Raw genomic sequence first — 17,671 nt, forward strand, 5'->3', positions numbered from 1 at the left:
AAAAATCAATTCCCATAAAAACCTTGATTTTTATAGCTAAAGTGGGAATGATGCAATACTTTTTAACCCAATATAGAGACAAAAGTGGGGATGGAGATTTTTGGAAATCGGACTTTTTCAAAAATCATAGGGTTTTTCAGTGGCCTCGCTCCCTTTCCGTGGGGAGAGAAGTGAGCCTCCTCGGCGAGCCTGCGGTGTCTCACCCTTCCCTCTATTCCCACAGGAGTCTCGCACCTTACGTTCCAATCATTCCCCAAAGATTACTGTAAAATCTTTTAAAACCAACAATCTTTCAAAAAAGTGTCAAATCTTTTTGACGAATTTCAATCTATCGGGATTCATCTCTTAATATAATTAAATTATCAAAAAGCTAAGGTGACATGATGTTAAAGATTCGATTCAACTCATTTAAAATCAAATGAGAATAGAAGTAAATGTTCATATTGTCCAAACAATCAAGAACTTAGATATAGTACAACGACAAGAGAGGACTATAGAGAATATGAGTCAAACGAAAAGTGTGTGCATTATGTCCAAAGTTGGAACATTGTACAAAATTAAAAAATCATCAAAAAGTAGTAACGCCTTATAATTGGAAAAAACATAAAAAGAAAGTTCGCTTATATAAACTTTCAAAATCAGGAAAATCGCTTTATAAATATCGAAAAGTAAATTTTGAGTTTAGAATTATTTTTATACCAACAAACCCTAGTAATACTTTATTTCTTTTCACAAGTTAAAAGCATAAAAAAGTTCAAATTATTTGTTAATAAATTCGATATTCTATCTTAATTGCCGTACTAACCGTTGAACAAATTGTTATTTTTACCCTAAGTAAAGGAAATTAATATAATATTATTGTAGACTTTTTTATTTGAATAAGTTGATTGGAACGGAAGGTTGATCGACTCCTATGGGAAATGCGGGAAGGCTGAGACCCCACAGGAACGAACGTGACGAGGAGGCTCAGGTCTCGCCCCATGGAAAGCGAGCAACCTGTAGTGAAAATCAACATCACAGGGCTACCTTTACGATAATTTGGTATATAATTATCAAGATTACTTTTCAACACCCGAAAAAAAGAAGAGACTAAATCTCTTCTTTTTCAAAACAATTAAGCTTCTTGCTTAACTTTATTTGTCAGGTCTTTTTTTAATTGCTCAATTTTATAATCAAATGATTGAAGGTCAAATTCAGAACGAACTCGTAGTTCTAAATCACGAATTTGTTTTTCAAAATAGTTGAAATCAATTGATGGCATTTTACTATTAAGTAAATGTTGAGTTTCATTAATCTTTTTTGTTGCGTGAGCCATATTTTGACGTGACATTAAATCATATTTTTTCGTATGAAGCTCTTTTAACTTTTTTTCAATTTGATTAACTTGCTCATGCATAAAGCTAATTTCTTCTTCTGTTTTAGTTATTAAAGCAGCAAACTTCTCAGCTTGTTCTTTATAGAAAGTTAAATCCTCGCTTGCACGTTTAATTAACTCTTCTTCTAAAGCTTCATTTGCAACCTTCAATTGCTCCTCACGTTTAAGCACCATTTGAAGAGATCCTTCACGTTCAACTTGGAACTTCGTACGTAACGAATAATGTCTTTCAAGTAATCCTTTTACTTTACCTAACTCACTTTCAGATTGTTTAATAAAGTAATTTAATTGTGAAATAGGATTTTGTTGTTCTTTCTCATCTAATAAACCGTGTAAATCCGCTGAGATTTGATTTTTAATACGAGTAAATAAGTTTTTCATATTCATACACTCCTCTTATTTGATTATTTGATTGGGTTAAAATTCTCATCATAAATATTAAATTCATCATCTTTAAGCTTTTTTTGGTTTTTATAATCTTTATATAGGTAATAAAGCAAAATGGCTGCCGCTGCACCTATTAAAGAAGGTAGACCACTTATGGCAATCGATAAACCGATTAATCCAATAATCGTCCAGATGATTTTCATAAAAATTGAATCTGTTTTTAAAAACTTTTTAAAACTGAAATATGTGATTACTAACCCAAGTGCTAAAGTAATCAGGCCACCTAAATTCGCTAAAGCAACTCCAATTAATATTAGTACGAGGATAAAAGTTAAGAACTTCTTCATGACCTCGTCGCCTCCTTTCAACTTATACTCCTATCTTATACAAGTTTTTATATTAGAATAATGGCCTGAGGAATGGTTTTATATCAGACTTAAGTTGGAGAAGAGCAGTTTTAGGCAGGATTAGAAGGCATGGAATACTGTTTTTTAAGTATCTTCTTGTTCCGCAATCATAAAGCTACTTATCAAGGAAAACAAAAAACCAGATCAACGATAATCCATTAATCTGGTTTTTGACTAAAAATTAGGTAGTTTAACTCCTGCTTTTAATTGTAATAGTTGTGATACAGTTACAAATTGATAGCCTTGCTCTTGAAGCGCAGGAAGAATTTGTTTCAATGCATCAATTGTTTGACTACGGTCCCCTCCGTGATCATGAAAAAGAACAATATCTCCTTTTTTAGTATCTTTTAACACATTTGAAACGATTTTAAATACTCCTGGATTTTGCCAATCAAATGTATCTTGATGCCAAGACCACATGACAGTTAAATAGCCAAGATCGTGTACAGTATTAATCGAACGCTCACTATAATAACCAAATGGAGGTCTAAATAAAACAGGTTCTACGTGCGTTGCTGCAATAATTGCATCATGAGTTTTATGTAATTGATCCCTAATTTGCTCATCAGTTAAATATTGAAGTCGAGCATGAGTATAAGTATGATTTGCAACTTCATGTCCTTCATCTATTTCTCTTAACGCAACTTCAGGATACTTCGCAACTCTCTCACCTACTAAAAAAAATGTTGCTTTAGCGTTATACTTCTTTAATAGATCTAAGACTTCAGGGGTATATTCATCATTTGGCCCATCATCAAATGTAATAGCAATTACTTTCTCTTTTACAGGTACCTCCCAAATAGCAGTACCTTGCTTTTCATAGTAATATCGATTTTTACTTTCAGCACTTGCGTTAGTTGAGCTATACGAAATGAATTGGAAGCTTAAAATAAATAAAAGGATAACTTTTAATTGTTTCAAAGCCATTACCTTCCTTTTACACAGAATACTTATATCATGTCACTAAACTATTCTTTTATGTACACTTCTCAACTTTTTAAAAGCCCTGTATTAAGCTAAAATCCCCAGGGAATAACTCTCTTATCTGCTAATTTCGTATTCATCAAAATCATTCACAATATATGAATGCTCAAAGATTTCACGAGCTTCACTTAATAATTTAGTTGAAGCATCACCTTGATATCTTGCACTAATATGAGTTAAATAAAGTGTTTTAATCCCCTCACATTTCGCAACATTTGCAATTTGAGTACTCGTTGTGTGGAAATAGTCAAATGCATGACTAGCTTCCTCATCAGAAAAGGTTGATTCATGAACTAATACATCCATACCTCTTGCTAGTATGTTACTCTTATCAGTTATACGTGTATCACCTGCAATTGCGATACGTCTACCTTTTTTTGAAGGACCAATGAAATCCTTGCCATTTAACATTCTTCCGTCCTCTAAAGTTACGGTTTTGCCTTCTTTTAGGAACTTATAAACTGGTCCTGGTTTTACACCAGCCTTCTTTAATTCCTCTACATTTAATTCTCCAGGTAAATCCTTTTCAATAATTTGATAACCAAATGATTGAATGCCGTGCTCAAGCTCGAGGGCTTGAACAATAAATTGATCATCTTCAAAAATTATGCCTTCTGTCGTTTCAATATAATCAATGGGATATTTTATGTAAGTTCCACTAATTCGAAAGCTAGTCTCTACATATTCTTTAATTCCTTTAGGTCCATAAATAGTTAATAGATCCTCTCCACCTAAAAAAGTTCTACTACTTAATAACCCAGGCAATCCGAAGATATGATCTCCATGACAATGGGTAATAAAAATTTTCTCGATTCTTCGTGGTCTAATTGTCGTATGTAGAATTTGGTGCTGTGTTGCCTCACCACAATCGAATAGCCAAGTAGCTCCTCTTTCTTCTAAAAGCTGTAATGCTATACTTGTTACATTTCTACCTTTTGATGGCATTCCTGCTCCCGTTCCTAAAAATACAAGCTTCACGTTTATGCCTCCATCTATATAATTTCTACTTGTAACAGTACCATTTGTATTTTAAATTGCCAACACTTTAAAGAATGATTTATGAATTGATTGGGAAATTTACACAATAGAGCTTAGTTTTTTAAATATAAATATATGGAGGAAAACAATGCGAAAACGGTTTTTCCAAATCGCTACCATTTCAATCATAGCTAGTATTACTTTAACTAGCTGTAGTAGTCGAAATAATAATATCAGTGCCTCAGAGAAAGAAAAGGAGAAAGATTTTAAAATTGGCATCGTTATGGGTCAAACTGAAATTAATGACAAAGGATTTAATCAAGCAGTTTGGGAAGGTATTAAAAAAACAGGCAAGAAACATAATTGGAAAGAAAATAAAAATTATGTAAAAACTGATGCCCCTACAGATAAAGATGCAAAGAAAGAATTAATGAAGTACGCTAAAAAAAAATATGATCTAGTATTTGGCATAGGCTATTCTTTTCAGAAAGCAATCGCTGAAATTGCTAGTAAAGAAAAGAAATCTGATTTTGTAATTATCGACGGGATTGTAGAAAAACCAAATGTCGTAAGTGTTACCTATCGCGAAGAACAATCAGCATTCCTCGCTGGAATTGCAGCAGCAATGAACACTAAAACACATAAAGTTGGGTTTATCGGAGGTACAAAAGATCCGTTTATTAAAAGATTTGAATACGGTTTTAAAGCAGGTGTTATGTCAGAAGACCCAAAAATAAAAGTTATGACGAAATTTGCAAATTCTTTTGATAAACCCGAAGTAGGAAGTAAATTAGCCAAATCCTTATATAATGATGAAGGCGTCGATATTATTTTCCAAGTAGCAGGGAAAACAGGCTTAGGGGTATTTACTGAAGCTAAAAAATTAAAGAAGAGTGGCAAAAAAATTTGGGTAATTGGTGTTGACCGGGATCAATATAAAGAAGGATTACCTGAGAATGTGACACTTACATCTGCAATTAAAAGGATTGATAAAGGTGTAAATGAAGTGATTACTAAAAAATTAAAAGGTAACTTTCAAGGTGGGCGTATCTTAAAATGGGGTATAAAAGAAAATGGGGTTGGACTTGCAAAAACTGATAAAAATTTAAATAAAGATACAAAAGAACAAGTTAAATTATATGAAGCTAATATTAGAACAGGTCATATCGAAGTGCCAAAAACAAAAGAGGAATTCGATAACTTCGACCCTAAAAAGCCTGAAAAAGGAGAAGTTAAAAAGAAAAAAGTAAAAATCGGTAAATAAAAAAATATCTTGTCCAATTATATGAATATTCAGCATATAGTATAGTACCAACAAAAAAAGTTAGGTGTGATACTATGTCAATTCGTGATTTCATATTACTCTTCTATTGTTTTATCATCTTTTTATCAGTGCCAATTGGATATAAGTATGTTTCAAAGAAAACAAAAGAAACTGGACAATTTTTACCATTTTTAGTAGTATCGCTTGCAATCGTTTTAGCAGACGGAATCCTTTCAATTTTAATTTGGTCACTATTTACATCACAAATGGACACTTTCATGTATTTAGGTGGATTACTTACTGGAATGATTTTCACATCAATTTGTGGCCTATTACTATTATCAGTTTTACTTTTAAGAAGGAAATATTTTTTAAACTCATTTATAGATCTAAATCCGGCTAGAATTGAAACGAATCCACCACCAGAAAATCCTCCAAATAATGACTTGAATGATGTTAAGAAATAGCGCTTAAATGCTCTATTTCTTTTTTTATTCAAGATTTGTTTAGTATATTGTGTTGCCTTAAACACAATTAAACTCATAATAAAAAAAGAAATTTATATTTTCAAGCTAATAAATTGAGATTTAGTACTTATTTTGTTTATACTTTCTTTAATTGATTTAGGAGGATTATGAAATGAAAGTTACGATTTATTCGGACTATGTATGTCCGTTTTGTTATTTAGGAAAAAAACCACTTGAAGAAGCCCTTAAAGAAGTAGACGGTGTAGAACTTGAATGGAAGCCATTTCAATTAAGACCTGAAGGAACTGAACCTTTAAGTCCAAATAGTTCATATATTCAACAAGGATGGAAATTCGGAGTTCAACCACTTGCACAGAAGCTTGGCGTGGAGATGATTTTACCAACAATGGACCCTCATCCTTCAACAAAAAAAGCTCATAGAGGATTTTTATTTGCAGAAGAAAACGGGAAAGGTTCAAAATACGCTCAAGCTGTATTAGCAGGATTCTGGACAGAAGGTAAAGAAATTGGTGATGAAAACATACTTGCCAATATTGCTGAAAGTATTGGCTTAAACCGTTCTGAATTCCTTGAAGCCGTTTCAAATACAAAGTATGACGCATCAATCCAAAATCCTAATTTTATTAATGCAGTTCCAACATTCATTATTGGTGACCGAGTTTTACAAGGCGTACAAAGTAAAGAAGCATTTCTTCAAGCATTAACTAACCAAAAATTAGTAGAGCAGTCTTCATTAAGCTGCGACATAGATGGAAACTGTTAATATACATTAACAAAAGGATGTTCAGAAAGTGTAAATACCAACTTTTTGAACATCCTTTTTTATTTAATTAATAAGTATTGATTCGATAATCAAAACAATCTGTTCTTAATTAAGAACAGATTACAAAAAAAATAAGCTATTAATTCGAAGCTTCTTTAATTTGACTCCAATCAATGATAAATGGATTACCAGCTACATTTTTTCGTACTTCTGGATCAATAATCATTTCCCTTTTTATTACTTCAGATTGAATGTATTCTACTGCATCTCCACTACCATCATAATACAATGGTTTCTTCTCCATGATGTCACCTCCATTACTCATTAATAGATTGTATTCGCTTTCTATGACGAAAAACCTTCTAAATAGCTCTATAATTTTGGAAATTCACAAATCTTTTTGCTTAATAATTCATTGTCCATAAGTAATTTGTAATACCTAAATACATTTAACTTTGAAAAGCGTATCTCTTTCTTTAATAAATTAACTTTTCTTACTATAATTACATTATAAATCTATTTCGAAGGGTGTTTTTCTTATGATAAAAGTTGGTATTATCGGTCTTGGCGCTATTGGCCAAAGATTAATTCCTTTGTTTTCAAATCATCAAGAAACAAAAATAGTGGCAATCTGTGACACATTAGAAGAAAGAGTTAAAGAAACTAGTAATCAATTAAATTCAGTTTTAACTTTTACAAATCATCAAGATATGCTTGAAAATGTTGAACTTGATCTCGTTTATATTACAGTACCTCCAAAATATCATTATGCTGTAGTATCTGATGTAATCGCCAAAGGAATAAACATCCTTTGCGAAAAACCTTTAGCAAATTCAACCGAGGAAGCTCTAGGACTATATACTCAAGCAAAAGAAAAGGGTATTTTTCATGCGATGAACTTTCCTTTAAACTACAATGTTGGCAGCAAATCTTTTGCTAACTTAATTAAGTCAGGATATGTAGGTGACCTAAGAAGAATCGAATTAAAATTGCGTTTTCCAAATTGGCCGAGACTTTGGCAACAAAATGAATGGGTTGCCACAAAAGAACAAGGTGGATACGTATTAGAGGTTGGTGTGCATTATATTCAACAAATTCAAAAAATCTTTGGTGACTTGAAAGTGAACGCTAAGAATATTCAATATCCAGCTGACCCACTTGCATCTGAAAATGGAATAATCGCCTTTTTAGAATTAGAGAATGGGACACCTGTCCTAATTGATGGATTAAGCCAGATTGCAGGTGAAGAAGAAATCAAATTCACAGCTTACGGTTCAAAAGGAACTCTTTCATTAGTAAATTGGGCTAATTTAGAAGGAGGGAAAATTGGCGAATCGATTCAACTAATAGAATCTGATCAATCTTTAGACGATTCATTAATTAATAATTTAGTAAAAGCTCTAAAAGGTGAAAAGGCAACGATCATAGATTTCTCAGAGGGCTATAAAGCACAAGTTGTTTTAGAGGCTTTACGAGGATAAGGGATTACATAAAGGAAAGGTGCTCTCTTAGAGATGCACCTTTTATTTCACTTTTAAACAATAAATCTATTTTACCGGAATCCAAATTTCTGAATAATAATCTTCGCTAAATGGATTACCTTCTGGATAAAGCTCGAATTCCGGAATTCCTGCATGGGAATACCCACTTGAAGGAAACCATTCAGAAAAAATTTTCTTCCATGCAGATTGTATTGCATGCGGCATTGCTCCATGAACACCAAATACTGCCCATTTGGATGCAGGAATTTCATGATTAAAAAATCCTTCTGGCGTATCACCTTCATGTACGGATGCAACCCAGTATTCTAATAGATTTTTTTCTTTTTGCTCCTCACTCATCATACACACACCTAAAACACCTTTAATATCTCCATTGTTTATTTCGTACAATCGATCACTCGTACCATTTGCATTAACCTCTTCCCACATTTCAGGAATCAGTTGTTGTTGTTGATCATTCAAATAAGAAAACTCTTTTTTCACCCCGACTACTTGAAAAGCACTTTTTTCGACAATATTAAATTGCATTGGTTCTGCTCCTTTCAAACTCACCTGAATTACGAGGCGGTTATACGATTTTAGATGTCCAATAAACTTTCTTGCTTCACTTGGTGTTACACCATGCTGTCTACGAAACGCTTTTGCAAAAGCTTCAGGAGAGTCATATCCATATTTCAAGGCAATATCAATTATTTTTCGATCAGTTGTAGTTAATTCATTTGCCGCTAACGTCAATCTTCGTCGCCTTATATATTCAGCAATATTAATATCCGTTAAAATAGAAAATGTCCGCTGGAAATGAAAAACTGACGAATTTGCTTGCTTAGAAATTTCTTCAATCGTTAACTCATTTAGTATATTGTCTTCAATATAGTCGATTGCCTTTTGTAATGATTCAATCCAAGCCATATGACTCCTCCCTTATTTACATCCTAACAAGATTAAATTGATTAAACCTGTCTTTTTATGCTCTCTTTTGACAGATTAGTTTTTTTAGAACTTTTTTTATGATCAGCTAATGATAAAATGACAATTGTACTAATAATACATAAGCTACCAATCCAATCTAAGATTTCAAAGTTTACTCTTAGCCAAATAACTGATAACACAGCTGCAGATAAGGGTTCAACACATGCAAGTAAACTAGACTCTGAAGCATTAATATATTTTAAACTCTCTAAATAACAATAAAATGCAATTAATGTTCCAAATATAACGATAAATATAACAGCAAAATATGCACTAATTGACCAATAACCTTGAAATTTAAAAGGTGAATGGATAAAACTAAAACAAATCCCACCGATTAGCATTCCCCATCCTACTACGATTGTTGAGCCATATTTTTTAAGAAGATTTTGTGGCTGTAAAGAATAAAATGCTAAAGCAACTGCTGACGATAGTCCCCAAAATAACGCCCATCCAGTTACAGACAATCCTTTCATATTTCCATGCGTCACTAACAAAAACGTCCCTACAAGCGCTAATACGACAGCAAATACATCTTTTGCGGTTGGTACTTTTTTAAAACGTATTGCCAAATAGCATGTAATAATAACTGGTGCAAGATATTGTAAAATAGTTGCAGTAGCCGCATTTGAGCTTTTAATTGCAGCGAAATATGTATATTGAACTGCTAGCATCCCAAGAATACTAAATAATAATAAACTTAATACATCCTTCCGGTCCTTCCAAATATCAGTTATACTCTTCTTTTCCTTTAGACTTGCAAAGATTAGTAGAATGATTCCTGAAAACAGTAATCGAATAACAACTAACCATTCTGCACTAAAACTATTTCTTTGAAATAAAAACTGTGCGACAGTTCCAGATATCCCCCATAAAATTGCTGCCGTTAATACGAGAATAATTCCTTTCGTTCTAGAATTTGTTAATGCCAACTTATTTGTACTCATTTTAACCCTTTCCACTCCCACAACAAATTTAACTTAATGTTAATAGAAGAATCGTACCACACTTTAAATATTCATAATATATCAATCAATCAACTTTTATTTTTCCAGAAAATGAATAAATGAGAAATCGCGTTTAGAATTTTTATAATTGGAAAAATTGAACATATATGAATTTGTAAAAAGATTTAGGAGACTAGTTATGAATGAATTATATGAATGTATCATAATAGGAGGCGGTTTTGCGGGATTACAAGCATCGATTCAACTTGGTAGATATCAAAGAAAAGTACTTGTTATCGACTCAAATTATGGACGTTCAACAATATGTAAAACATACCGCAATATTTTGGGTTGGCCGGATAGTATAAGTGGTCAAAAGTTAAGACAGCTAGGTAGAAATCATGCAGAAGTTTATGGTGTATCATTTATTGATGATAAAGTAATTAGTATACAAAAAGTAAACAACTACTACAAAATCAGTACCAAAGAAAAGAAATCCTATACTGCCAAAACAATTTTACTAGCAACTGGACTGATTGATCGTATTCCACAAATTAAAAACTTAGTCGATTGCCTTGGTTCCACAATTTTCGTATGCCCAGATTGTGATGGATATGAAATATTAAATAAAAGTGTTTTAATTCTTGGAGCTGGTGATGTTGGAGCTAATCTAGCAATAACATTAACTTATTGGTCTAATCAAATTACCTATATTAATCACGACGGAACTGATATAAATTCCGAATTATTTGAACAACTACAAAAAAATGGAATTCAATATCGAAAAGAATTAATTAATGAAGTAATTAAAGATGACGAGTCGACGTTTAAAGGAGTTCGTTTACAGAGTGGTGAAATAATTTTTGGGGAACGAGCTTTTATCGGCTTTAGTGGAAATGAAGTACAGAATAACCTTGCAATCCAATTAGGAGTCAATCTTTTAAATAATAAGCATGTCCTTGTAGACTCTCGTACAAAGGAAACGAATGTAGAGAATGTATGGGCTGCAGGTGATCTAGTAGCACATTCACAACAAGTTACAATCGCGATGGGTGATGGAACGCAAGCTGCTGTCTGGATTCAAAAAAGATTATTAGAAATGAATTCAAATCAATCATTATAAAAAATATACAAGATCAATTCTAATTGAAGATTTAAAGGCACTTTATCCCATTATTAATCTCATTCTCAAAAGAACATTCCATATTTCAATAGAATTATTCTGTTTCTACAGATGGATGGGCTGCGATTTATATTCTTAGCACCCATCTATTTACTCTTATACAGCATAAACTAAATAAATCACTCTCAAAGCAGTTTCCCAATTACAAACTATATTCAACAAAAAAAAGCATTACATCCCTTAAAAAAGTAATACTTTTTAGTCTTTTTAGTTATAAATAATCCATTTTAGAAAAATACATAGATTAAAGTATACATAGTGATTATTGCTAAAATAAACATTAAAATTGGTATTAATACTCGAATAAAGATTGAAGGTATTTGATATCTTCTAAATGTATCTTCAATGCAGATAATACAAATCAAATAGATTAAACCTGATAGAATTGCTCTTGCTATATCAAAACTTTCAAGCGATTTGATCGTATGATTAACATGCTGAAATATATAAAATTGAACAAGATTAAAAATTAAAAATAATAGAAAATAATAAAATACACTTTTAATATATGTGCTAAATTTTATATTTTCACGTTCAATATTTTGACTTTTTTTCAAAAAACGCTTCTTATGTCGCTCTTTCCTTGGTACAAATTGTTCTTCCATTTTAGTACATCCTTAGTTTAAAAATTGAATTATTAAATCAAATTCTTACCTATATTGTACATAAACATTCCATTTTTTAAAAATTTATCAACTGACCAATAAAATTTATTACTTAAATGGATCAGTCATAAAAATTATTATACCAAATTTCGTAAAATACACTTACTATTTTTTTCCAAAATTTCATAAAAAAAGTGCACTTAGATATTTTCTAAGTACACCGTTTTATATTTTTATTTTTTATAATTTGTGTAAATATGAATTGCATCCCTTAAAAATTCAGCAGTTCCAGGTTGTTCTTTATCATAATGTGCTCTAAAGCGCTCATCATCTACATACATCTGTGCTAAACCTGCGTGTGCTTCTTTACTATAGGAATTCCAATAAAATGTTAACCATTGTTTATGCAAATCAGCTGCTTTTTGTGCAATTTCACTTGATGGGTCCCCCGTTTTTAATGCTTCAGTTAATGTTTTTGCTAATTCATCAGAAAGTCGTGTTACCTCTTTATGATCTTCTTCTGTCATATTCATTACTTTTTGATTAGCCTTATTAACTGCTTCGTCACCATATTTTCCACGCGCTTCCTTACCGTATTTCTTTTCATTTTCTTCTATCATATCTTTCTTAAAGCCTTCAAATTTTTCTTTATCCGACATAGTAATTCTCCCTTCTGTTAGTGCAATTGACTTTTCTACGTTTTTAATTAATAAATCCAATTGCTTTCTTTTATCAAGAAGCTGCTCATGATGCTCTTTTAATGCTTTGGCACTGTTAAAATCAGGTGATGTAATAATTTCTTTAATCTGTTCTAGATTTATACCTAGTTCTCTGTAAAATAAGATTTGTTGCAATCGATCTACTTCTGATTGCCCATAAATTCGATATCCAGATGAGTTAATTCTTGCCGGCTTAAGAATATCAATCTCATCATAATATCTTAGAGTTCTAGTGCTAATTCCTGCTAGACGCCCAAGCTTTTGTACTGTATATTCCATGGGGCCACCTCCTGACATCTCTACAATACACCTTTACGCAACGTCAATGTCAATTTCATATTCTATATTTTTTAAAACTTTTTTAAACGAACATAAAAAAATCCCCTTAGTATAGGGGATCTGGATATTTTTATTTTCCTGTAAATACTTTCACACCATTCTCACCATTATATGGTTTTCCACCTGCAGCGTTTAAATTACGTACTACTAGTTTAAATCTCTTATGTGAAGGAATTTCCTGCTTAAATGTTAACAAAAATGAATTGTTGTCACCTTGTACCTTTCTAATGGAAACTTGGTTATCTGATAAAGCATTCCTCGAATTAAAGTTACCGTTGCTCCCAAGTGATGCAATTCCAGTAGGAATCTGCTCAGACAGACTTTGAATCCAGTAAACTGATGCTTTTGTTCCTAAATTAATATCAACTTGTGTATCAAAAGTGATTAGAATTTGATTCGTAGAAACTTGGAAAATATCAGTTAGCTTAGGAATTTGTGTTACAGTTTGCTTTGACTTATATCCTTCAATTTGCAGAATCTCCTTTTTTGTCGAAGCATCTGCATGCTTATATCCTGGAAGAATAGAAGACATTACAATCAATAAAATCATAATCTTATTAAAAAAATTCATTATAATCTGCCTCCTTATTATGTATAACAATTTTATAATTTGATGAATTGGCAAATTATATACTTAGATTTTTCTAATTTTATTTATTTTCTTCTTGGTAGAAGACTTGCTTTATTTCATTACTTTTTTGGCATTAAACAGATTATCAAATATGACAATTGAATTAAAAAAAATTGATTTATATTAAAAATAGTGGCAAACTATCTATAAAGACTTAAGAGAGAATTATAGGTGTAATGATGATTGAAATTAAAACTTCTACTTTGAGTGACGGTGAATTTAATCGAGGTGTCTTTGCAACACGTGATATTGCAAAAGGTGAGCTAATACATGAGGCACCCGTAATTTCTTACCCGAACGAAGAACATGAACATATCGAAAAAACATTATTAGCAGATTATGCATTTGAATATGGGATTAACCATACAGCAATTCTTCTAGGATACGGGATGCTATTCAACCATTCTTATGAAGCAAATGCAGTTTACGACATTAACTTTGATAACCACACATTTGATTTTTACGCTTACAGAGATATTAAAGCTGGCGAGGAAATTTTGATTAATTACAATGGAGAAGTAGATAATATGGATCCACTTTGGTTTAATAAGGATTATGATGAAGTTATGGCTAAAGAAAATGAAAATAAAAAAGAAACCAATTNNAATTGGTTTCTTTTTTATTTATTTTTATTAGTTCTAAAGATTTATGGCACCATATATTAATGCACCAAGTACAACAAGAGCTGGATGAATTTTTAATTTTCCCATGATGAAAAATGTACAAACAGCAATAAAAATAACTTGTAAAGCTCCAATATCTTGAAACGAATTAGAAAAAGATTCATATGTAAGTAGTCCTAATAGAACTACAATTGTCGGTTTTACATATGAAGTCATTCTCTTAACACGTATTGAATCCCGATTTTTATGAAGTAATCCTATTAAAAAAATCATTAATAATAATGAAGGAACAACTGTTGCAAACACTGCTATAAATGAGCCAAAAACCCCTCCAATTTTATATCCTATATATCCTGCCATTTTAGTTGCAATTGGCCCTGGCAATGCATTCCCCATTGCAAATGCTTCATGAAATTCTTGTTGAGTTAACCAATGTTTTTGCGTGACAACTTCAGTTTGGATTAATGGGATGGTTGCAGGCCCTCCACCATATCCTAAAAGATTTGTAATTAGAAAAGAAAGAAACAGTTTCCAATAAATCATTAATTTGCCCGTCCCTTCCTCGTATTCTGGTCATCTGAGGAAGCTACCTTTACCGGCTGGCAGAGTGCAAATACTAGTAAACCACCTATCACAATTGCTGGATGGATCTGTAAAAATTGAATTAGAAACAAAGCTACAACTAAATGAATTAAAATTGTTGGTGTTTTCAATCCTTTTTTTGAACTTTGATAAAATTGCCATGTCAATACACCTAACATTACGCCTACTACAGGTACAATTGATTTCTTCATTCCATTAACCCATCTGATATCTTTAAATGATGATAATGATGTTAATAGAACAATCATTAATATAATTGTCGGTAAAATCGTTGCAATAATCGCATTAAGCATGCCGATTATACCACCAACCCGATAACCGATATAACCTGCCAACTTTGTATTAATCGGTCCAGGAAGCATATTCCCTATTGCTAATATTTCAGAAAACTCTTCGTCCTTCATCCATTTATACGTATTGACAACTTCTTTATAAACTAGAGGGATTGTAGAAGGTCCTCCACCATATCCTAAAATACTACTTCGAAAAAAAGCGGTAAATATATTTAATTGTTTCATTCAATCAAGTCCTTTTCCTATTTACCCATCTCGTTTTATTATGTCTATTAATTTGCTTTATTTTATGCTTTATTATTTTTTGATAAAAATAGTGGATTAATCGTATGATATGATTTTTTTCCATCAATATAGAATTAATATGTAAATCCTTTAAATATAATTCATGATCTCTCTAACCAATTCTTGTTCTTTTAAACATTGGTTAGAATCTAATCCATTTTGGCTATATATAGTAGTTGCTTGTCCATTTCAAATCCATCTATTTTGAATACTTTATCGTAAGGAGGGAATTAGAATATTGTTGAAACTTTATTTAGATCCAGGTCATGGTGGCACTGATTCAGGCGCAGTAGGTAATGGATTAAAGGAAAAAGACTTAACTTTAGATATCGCATTAAGAATTAGAGATCTACTGAATAAATATAATGATGTTGTAGTTCGAATGAGTAGATCTACTGATACTGATCGTTCGTTAGCTGAACGTACAAATGACGCAAACTCATGGGGGGCAACTTACTTTTTATCTGTTCATATTAATTCATTTAATTCAACAGCGTCTGGGTACGAAGATTATATTCACGATAGTCTTTCGGATACGTCGCAATCTGCTGGGTATCGAAACATTTTACACGAGGAGATCGTAAAGGTGAACGGTCTAACTGATCGTGGAAAAAAGAAAGCTAATTTCCATGTATTACGTGAATCAAATATGCCAGCTATTTTGACTGAAAATGGATTCATTGATAATGCAAGTGATGCAGCAAAGCTTAAAGATCCAAACTGGCGTCAAAAAGTAGCTCAAGGGCATGTAAATGGATTAGTACGTGCATTTAACCTTACTTCTAAATCTAACATGCACAGGGTAATTGTTGATGGCGTTCAAATAGGAGCTTATCAAGATAATCAAAATGTACTAAACGCAGTCGAACCATATCTTGATACAGCTAATAAAATTGTTATCGAGAAAGTATAAAAGGACAAATAAACTAAAAAAGCTGTCTAATTTTTTTGGACAGCCCTTTTTAGTTTAATTTAGGTCGAAACTCATTTATTCTGTTGACTTCAGTATATCTAATATATTATTCCGATCAATTTTCTTCTTTTTTTGTCTACCTAAACTGATAACTTGTTCACCATATTTATCCTGCAATTTATGTAAAGTTTCAAATAATGGTTCTTGTTTTGCATCCTTTTCAAAAGAAAATAGATCCAATTGCTTTGAAATTTCATCTTTTGGATTTAATTGTGATGCAGTTACCCCAATTAAGCGTAATGGTTCACCGCTCCAATTTCTTTTCCAAAGATCAAATGCTTCTTTAAAGATTTCATTCCCCTGTTGGACAGGAGTAGGAAGTTTTTTACTACGATTAATTGTTTTTCGATCACTAAAGCGAAGTGTAATTGTCACAGTGTCTGCAACTAAACCTTTCTTAATTAACCGTTCAGCTACACGCTTAGAAAGGGCTTCAAATTTTTCAACAATCATCGGCTCCTCAAACACATCAAATGAAAATGTTGTTGATTGGCCAATTGTTTTATGTGAAAGCATCCGACTAGGATCGACTTCTCTCTCATCTATTCCATTTGCTTTATTTCTTAACGATACACCGTTTACACCTAGCAAATCTTGCAATTGCTTCTCGTTACTTTTGGCCAAATCTTCTATTGTAAAGATTCCAATTTCATTTAATTTTTCTTCGGTTTTCTTACCAACCCCATGCATCTCTCCTACCCTTCTAGGCCATAAAGTAATTGGGACATCTCTTTTTCGAAGTACAGTAATACCAAGTGGTTTTTTCATATCTGAAGCTGTTTTAGCGAGAAATTTATTTGGACCAATACCAATGCTGCATGGCATATCTAAATCTTCTAATAACATTAACTGGATCATTTCAGCTATTTCAATTGGATGACCTAGCTTCTCATCACAATCTGTTATATCAATATAGCCTTCATCAATTGATGCCACTTCAATTTTAGGACTTATTAAACCTAATTTTTCAAAAATTTGCCTTGAGACTTTTCGGTAAGCTTCGTGATCTGGAGTTCTCACAATCATCTCCGGACATTTTTTTCGAGCTTCCCATAATGGCATTGTTGCCCGAATTCCATAAGCTCGAGCTTCATAGCTTGCTGTTACGATTATTCCTCTACGCTCTTTTTCATTTCCAGCCACTACAACTGGTTTCCCCTTTAATGTTGGATCATTTGCTATTTCAACCGAAGCAAAAAATGAATTCATATCAACATGTAAAATAACTCTTCCGCTTTTTGGTGCCCATTGATTCATTGCTACACCTCCTTTTGTAGTATCATATCATGTATTTATCTTTTACTATTTATTTGTATTAGTCGTTCTTAAAAGGGAAGACTGTTAGAGTTTGAT

At 32.1% G+C, this 17,671-nt stretch carries 21 protein-coding genes and 1 pseudogene; 9 read left to right on the forward strand and 13 right to left on the reverse strand.

Features of this window, described 5'->3' with window-relative positions; translation table 11 throughout:
• Both COC46_RS22460 and COC46_RS23225 read left to right on the forward strand, forming a co-directional pair.
• Nucleotides 1-269 (forward strand): hypothetical protein (locus tag COC46_RS22460; protein ID WP_218012469.1); only part of this gene is annotated, 269 nt, incomplete at its 5' end.
• A 249-nt stretch (nucleotides 270-518) separates the two neighbouring features.
• Nucleotides 519-740, forward strand: coding sequence for a hypothetical protein (locus COC46_RS23225; RefSeq protein WP_098810454.1), 222 nt, complete (start codon nucleotides 519-521; stop codon nucleotides 738-740).
• Nucleotides 741-1,114: 374 nt separating this feature from the next.
• Here the strand turns inward: COC46_RS23225 and COC46_RS14700 are convergent, their stop codons facing one another.
• The 4 genes from COC46_RS14700 to rnz all read right to left on the reverse strand — a co-directional run bounded on the left by COC46_RS14700 (nucleotide 1,115) and on the right by rnz (nucleotide 4,131).
• Nucleotides 1,115-1,756 carry a PspA/IM30 family protein gene (locus COC46_RS14700; protein WP_176545166.1) on the reverse strand — a complete coding sequence of 214 codons (642 nt, stop codon included), beginning with the start codon at nucleotides 1,754-1,756 and terminating at the stop codon, nucleotides 1,115-1,117.
• Nucleotides 1,757-1,779: 23 nt separating this feature from the next.
• Nucleotides 1,780-2,109 (reverse strand): lmo0954 family membrane protein, encoded by a 330-nt coding sequence (locus COC46_RS14705; RefSeq protein ID WP_098810456.1) that lies wholly within the window; start codon nucleotides 2,107-2,109, stop codon nucleotides 1,780-1,782.
• Nucleotides 2,110-2,343: 234 nt separating this feature from the next.
• Complete coding sequence (locus COC46_RS14710; protein ID WP_098810457.1) at nucleotides 2,344-3,096, reverse strand: polysaccharide deacetylase family protein; 753 nt, start codon at nucleotides 3,094-3,096, stop codon at nucleotides 2,344-2,346.
• Between the two features lie 114 nt (nucleotides 3,097-3,210).
• The gene (gene rnz / locus COC46_RS14715) at nucleotides 3,211-4,131 is read right to left on the reverse strand and encodes a ribonuclease Z (RefSeq protein ID WP_098810458.1); all 921 of its coding nucleotides are present in this window, start codon (nucleotides 4,129-4,131) and stop codon (nucleotides 3,211-3,213) included.
• A 148-nt stretch (nucleotides 4,132-4,279) separates the two neighbouring features.
• On the opposite strand from rnz, the gene COC46_RS14720 reads away from it, so the two are divergent.
• The 3 genes from COC46_RS14720 to COC46_RS14730 all read left to right on the forward strand — a co-directional run bounded on the left by COC46_RS14720 (nucleotide 4,280) and on the right by COC46_RS14730 (nucleotide 6,646).
• Nucleotides 4,280-5,395: a BMP family lipoprotein gene (locus COC46_RS14720; RefSeq protein ID WP_098810459.1), complete on the forward strand. Its 1,116-nt coding sequence runs from the start codon at nucleotides 4,280-4,282 to the stop codon at nucleotides 5,393-5,395.
• Between the two features lie 74 nt (nucleotides 5,396-5,469).
• The gene (locus tag COC46_RS14725; RefSeq protein WP_098810460.1) at nucleotides 5,470-5,862 is read left to right on the forward strand and encodes a hypothetical protein; all 393 of its coding nucleotides are present in this window, start codon (nucleotides 5,470-5,472) and stop codon (nucleotides 5,860-5,862) included.
• 172 nt (nucleotides 5,863-6,034) lie between these two features.
• Complete coding sequence (locus tag COC46_RS14730) at nucleotides 6,035-6,646, forward strand: DsbA family oxidoreductase (RefSeq protein ID WP_098810461.1); 612 nt, start codon at nucleotides 6,035-6,037, stop codon at nucleotides 6,644-6,646.
• A 139-nt stretch (nucleotides 6,647-6,785) separates the two neighbouring features.
• On the opposite strand, the gene COC46_RS22250 is transcribed toward COC46_RS14730, so the two are convergent.
• Nucleotides 6,786-6,950: a hypothetical protein gene (locus COC46_RS22250; RefSeq protein ID WP_176545167.1), complete on the reverse strand. Its 165-nt coding sequence runs from the start codon at nucleotides 6,948-6,950 to the stop codon at nucleotides 6,786-6,788.
• 235 nt (nucleotides 6,951-7,185) lie between these two features.
• Between COC46_RS22250 and COC46_RS14735 the strand changes: the two genes are divergently transcribed.
• On the forward strand, nucleotides 7,186-8,127 hold the full coding sequence (locus tag COC46_RS14735) for a Gfo/Idh/MocA family protein (RefSeq protein WP_098810462.1): 942 nt from the start codon (nucleotides 7,186-7,188) through the stop codon (nucleotides 8,125-8,127).
• A gap of 66 nt (nucleotides 8,128-8,193) precedes the next feature.
• On the opposite strand, the gene COC46_RS14740 is transcribed toward COC46_RS14735, so the two are convergent.
• Both COC46_RS14740 and COC46_RS14745 read right to left on the reverse strand, forming a co-directional pair.
• On the reverse strand, nucleotides 8,194-9,057 hold the full coding sequence (locus tag COC46_RS14740; RefSeq protein ID WP_098810463.1) for an AraC family transcriptional regulator: 864 nt from the start codon (nucleotides 9,055-9,057) through the stop codon (nucleotides 8,194-8,196).
• A 41-nt stretch (nucleotides 9,058-9,098) separates the two neighbouring features.
• Nucleotides 9,099-10,064 carry a DMT family transporter gene (locus COC46_RS14745; protein ID WP_098810464.1) on the reverse strand — a complete coding sequence of 322 codons (966 nt, stop codon included), beginning with the start codon at nucleotides 10,062-10,064 and terminating at the stop codon, nucleotides 9,099-9,101.
• 199 nt (nucleotides 10,065-10,263) lie between these two features.
• Between COC46_RS14745 and COC46_RS14750 the strand changes: the two genes are divergently transcribed.
• On the forward strand, nucleotides 10,264-11,187 hold the full coding sequence (locus COC46_RS14750) for an NAD(P)/FAD-dependent oxidoreductase (protein ID WP_098810465.1): 924 nt from the start codon (nucleotides 10,264-10,266) through the stop codon (nucleotides 11,185-11,187).
• 287 nt (nucleotides 11,188-11,474) lie between these two features.
• Here COC46_RS14750 and COC46_RS14755 read toward each other — a convergent pair whose 3' ends face one another.
• From COC46_RS14755 to COC46_RS14765, 3 genes are all read right to left on the reverse strand, one after another.
• The gene (locus tag COC46_RS14755; protein WP_098810466.1) at nucleotides 11,475-11,852 is read right to left on the reverse strand and encodes a hypothetical protein; all 378 of its coding nucleotides are present in this window, start codon (nucleotides 11,850-11,852) and stop codon (nucleotides 11,475-11,477) included.
• Nucleotides 11,853-12,085: 233 nt separating this feature from the next.
• Complete coding sequence (locus tag COC46_RS14760; RefSeq protein WP_098810467.1) at nucleotides 12,086-12,850, reverse strand: MerR family transcriptional regulator; 765 nt, start codon at nucleotides 12,848-12,850, stop codon at nucleotides 12,086-12,088.
• A gap of 130 nt (nucleotides 12,851-12,980) precedes the next feature.
• Nucleotides 12,981-13,481, reverse strand: a complete 501-nt coding sequence (locus COC46_RS14765) for a hypothetical protein (protein ID WP_098810468.1) — start codon at nucleotides 13,479-13,481, stop codon at nucleotides 12,981-12,983.
• 239 nt (nucleotides 13,482-13,720) lie between these two features.
• On the opposite strand from COC46_RS14765, the pseudogene COC46_RS14770 reads away from it, so the two are divergent.
• Nucleotides 13,721-14,104 (forward strand): annotated as a pseudogene (locus COC46_RS14770) (SET domain-containing protein); the annotation flags it as partial.
• 75 nt (nucleotides 14,105-14,179) lie between these two features.
• Here COC46_RS14770 and COC46_RS14775 read toward each other — a convergent pair.
• Both COC46_RS14775 and COC46_RS14780 read right to left on the reverse strand, forming a co-directional pair.
• Nucleotides 14,180-14,707 carry a chromate transporter gene (locus tag COC46_RS14775; protein WP_098810469.1) on the reverse strand — a complete coding sequence of 176 codons (528 nt, stop codon included), beginning with the start codon at nucleotides 14,705-14,707 and terminating at the stop codon, nucleotides 14,180-14,182.
• Nucleotides 14,707-15,285 carry a chromate transporter gene (locus COC46_RS14780; RefSeq protein WP_098810470.1) on the reverse strand — a complete coding sequence of 193 codons (579 nt, stop codon included), beginning with the start codon at nucleotides 15,283-15,285 and terminating at the stop codon, nucleotides 14,707-14,709. Before COC46_RS14780 ends, COC46_RS14775 begins: the two co-directional genes overlap by 1 nt.
• Nucleotides 15,286-15,583: 298 nt before the next feature.
• Here COC46_RS14780 and COC46_RS14785 point away from each other — a divergent pair, with 298 nt between their 5' ends.
• Nucleotides 15,584-16,258 (forward strand): N-acetylmuramoyl-L-alanine amidase family protein, encoded by a 675-nt coding sequence (locus COC46_RS14785; protein ID WP_176545168.1) that lies wholly within the window; start codon nucleotides 15,584-15,586, stop codon nucleotides 16,256-16,258.
• Nucleotides 16,259-16,333: 75 nt separating this feature from the next.
• Here COC46_RS14785 and COC46_RS14790 read toward each other — a convergent pair whose 3' ends face one another.
• On the reverse strand, nucleotides 16,334-17,575 hold the full coding sequence (locus tag COC46_RS14790; protein WP_098810471.1) for a DNA polymerase IV: 1,242 nt from the start codon (nucleotides 17,573-17,575) through the stop codon (nucleotides 16,334-16,336).
• Between the last annotated feature and the right edge of the window lie 96 nt (nucleotides 17,576-17,671).

The organism is Bacillus sp. AFS041924, assembly GCF_002577195.1.
Lineage (GTDB): Bacteria > Bacillota > Bacilli > Bacillales > Bacillaceae_G > Gottfriedia.

What these genes read in the sequence shown, in the direction of transcription:
- COC46_RS14725 (WP_098810460.1), top strand. Translation starts at nt 5,470, where the DNA reads ATGTCAATTCGTGATTTCATATTACTCTTCTATTGTTTTATCATCTTT.
- COC46_RS14735 (WP_098810462.1), top strand. Translation starts at nt 7,186, where the DNA reads ATGATAAAAGTTGGTATTATCGGTCTTGGCGCTATTGGCCAAAGATTA.
- COC46_RS14765 (WP_098810468.1), bottom strand. Translation starts at nt 13,481, where the DNA reads ATGAATTTTTTTAATAAGATTATGATTTTATTGATTGTAATGTCTTCT.
- COC46_RS14745 (WP_098810464.1), bottom strand. Translation starts at nt 10,064, where the DNA reads ATGAGTACAAATAAGTTGGCATTAACAAATTCTAGAACGAAAGGAATT.
- COC46_RS14730 (WP_098810461.1), top strand. Translation starts at nt 6,035, where the DNA reads ATGAAAGTTACGATTTATTCGGACTATGTATGTCCGTTTTGTTATTTA.
- COC46_RS14750 (WP_098810465.1), top strand. Translation starts at nt 10,264, where the DNA reads ATGAATGAATTATATGAATGTATCATAATAGGAGGCGGTTTTGCGGGA.
- COC46_RS14780 (WP_098810470.1), bottom strand. Translation starts at nt 15,285, where the DNA reads ATGAAACAATTAAATATATTTACCGCTTTTTTTCGAAGTAGTATTTTA.
- COC46_RS14760 (WP_098810467.1), bottom strand. Translation starts at nt 12,850, where the DNA reads ATGGAATATACAGTACAAAAGCTTGGGCGTCTAGCAGGAATTAGCACT.
- COC46_RS14755 (WP_098810466.1), bottom strand. Translation starts at nt 11,852, where the DNA reads ATGGAAGAACAATTTGTACCAAGGAAAGAGCGACATAAGAAGCGTTTT.
- COC46_RS14790 (WP_098810471.1), bottom strand. Translation starts at nt 17,575, where the DNA reads ATGAATCAATGGGCACCAAAAAGCGGAAGAGTTATTTTACATGTTGAT.
- COC46_RS14720 (WP_098810459.1), top strand. Translation starts at nt 4,280, where the DNA reads ATGCGAAAACGGTTTTTCCAAATCGCTACCATTTCAATCATAGCTAGT.
- COC46_RS14705 (WP_098810456.1), bottom strand. Translation starts at nt 2,109, where the DNA reads ATGAAGAAGTTCTTAACTTTTATCCTCGTACTAATATTAATTGGAGTT.
- COC46_RS14775 (WP_098810469.1), bottom strand. Translation starts at nt 14,707, where the DNA reads ATGATTTATTGGAAACTGTTTCTTTCTTTTCTAATTACAAATCTTTTA.
- COC46_RS14700 (WP_176545166.1), bottom strand. Translation starts at nt 1,756, where the DNA reads ATGAAAAACTTATTTACTCGTATTAAAAATCAAATCTCAGCGGATTTA.
- COC46_RS22250 (WP_176545167.1), bottom strand. Translation starts at nt 6,950, where the DNA reads ATGGAGAAGAAACCATTGTATTATGATGGTAGTGGAGATGCAGTAGAA.
- COC46_RS14740 (WP_098810463.1), bottom strand. Translation starts at nt 9,057, where the DNA reads ATGGCTTGGATTGAATCATTACAAAAGGCAATCGACTATATTGAAGAC.
- COC46_RS14710 (WP_098810457.1), bottom strand. Translation starts at nt 3,096, where the DNA reads ATGGCTTTGAAACAATTAAAAGTTATCCTTTTATTTATTTTAAGCTTC.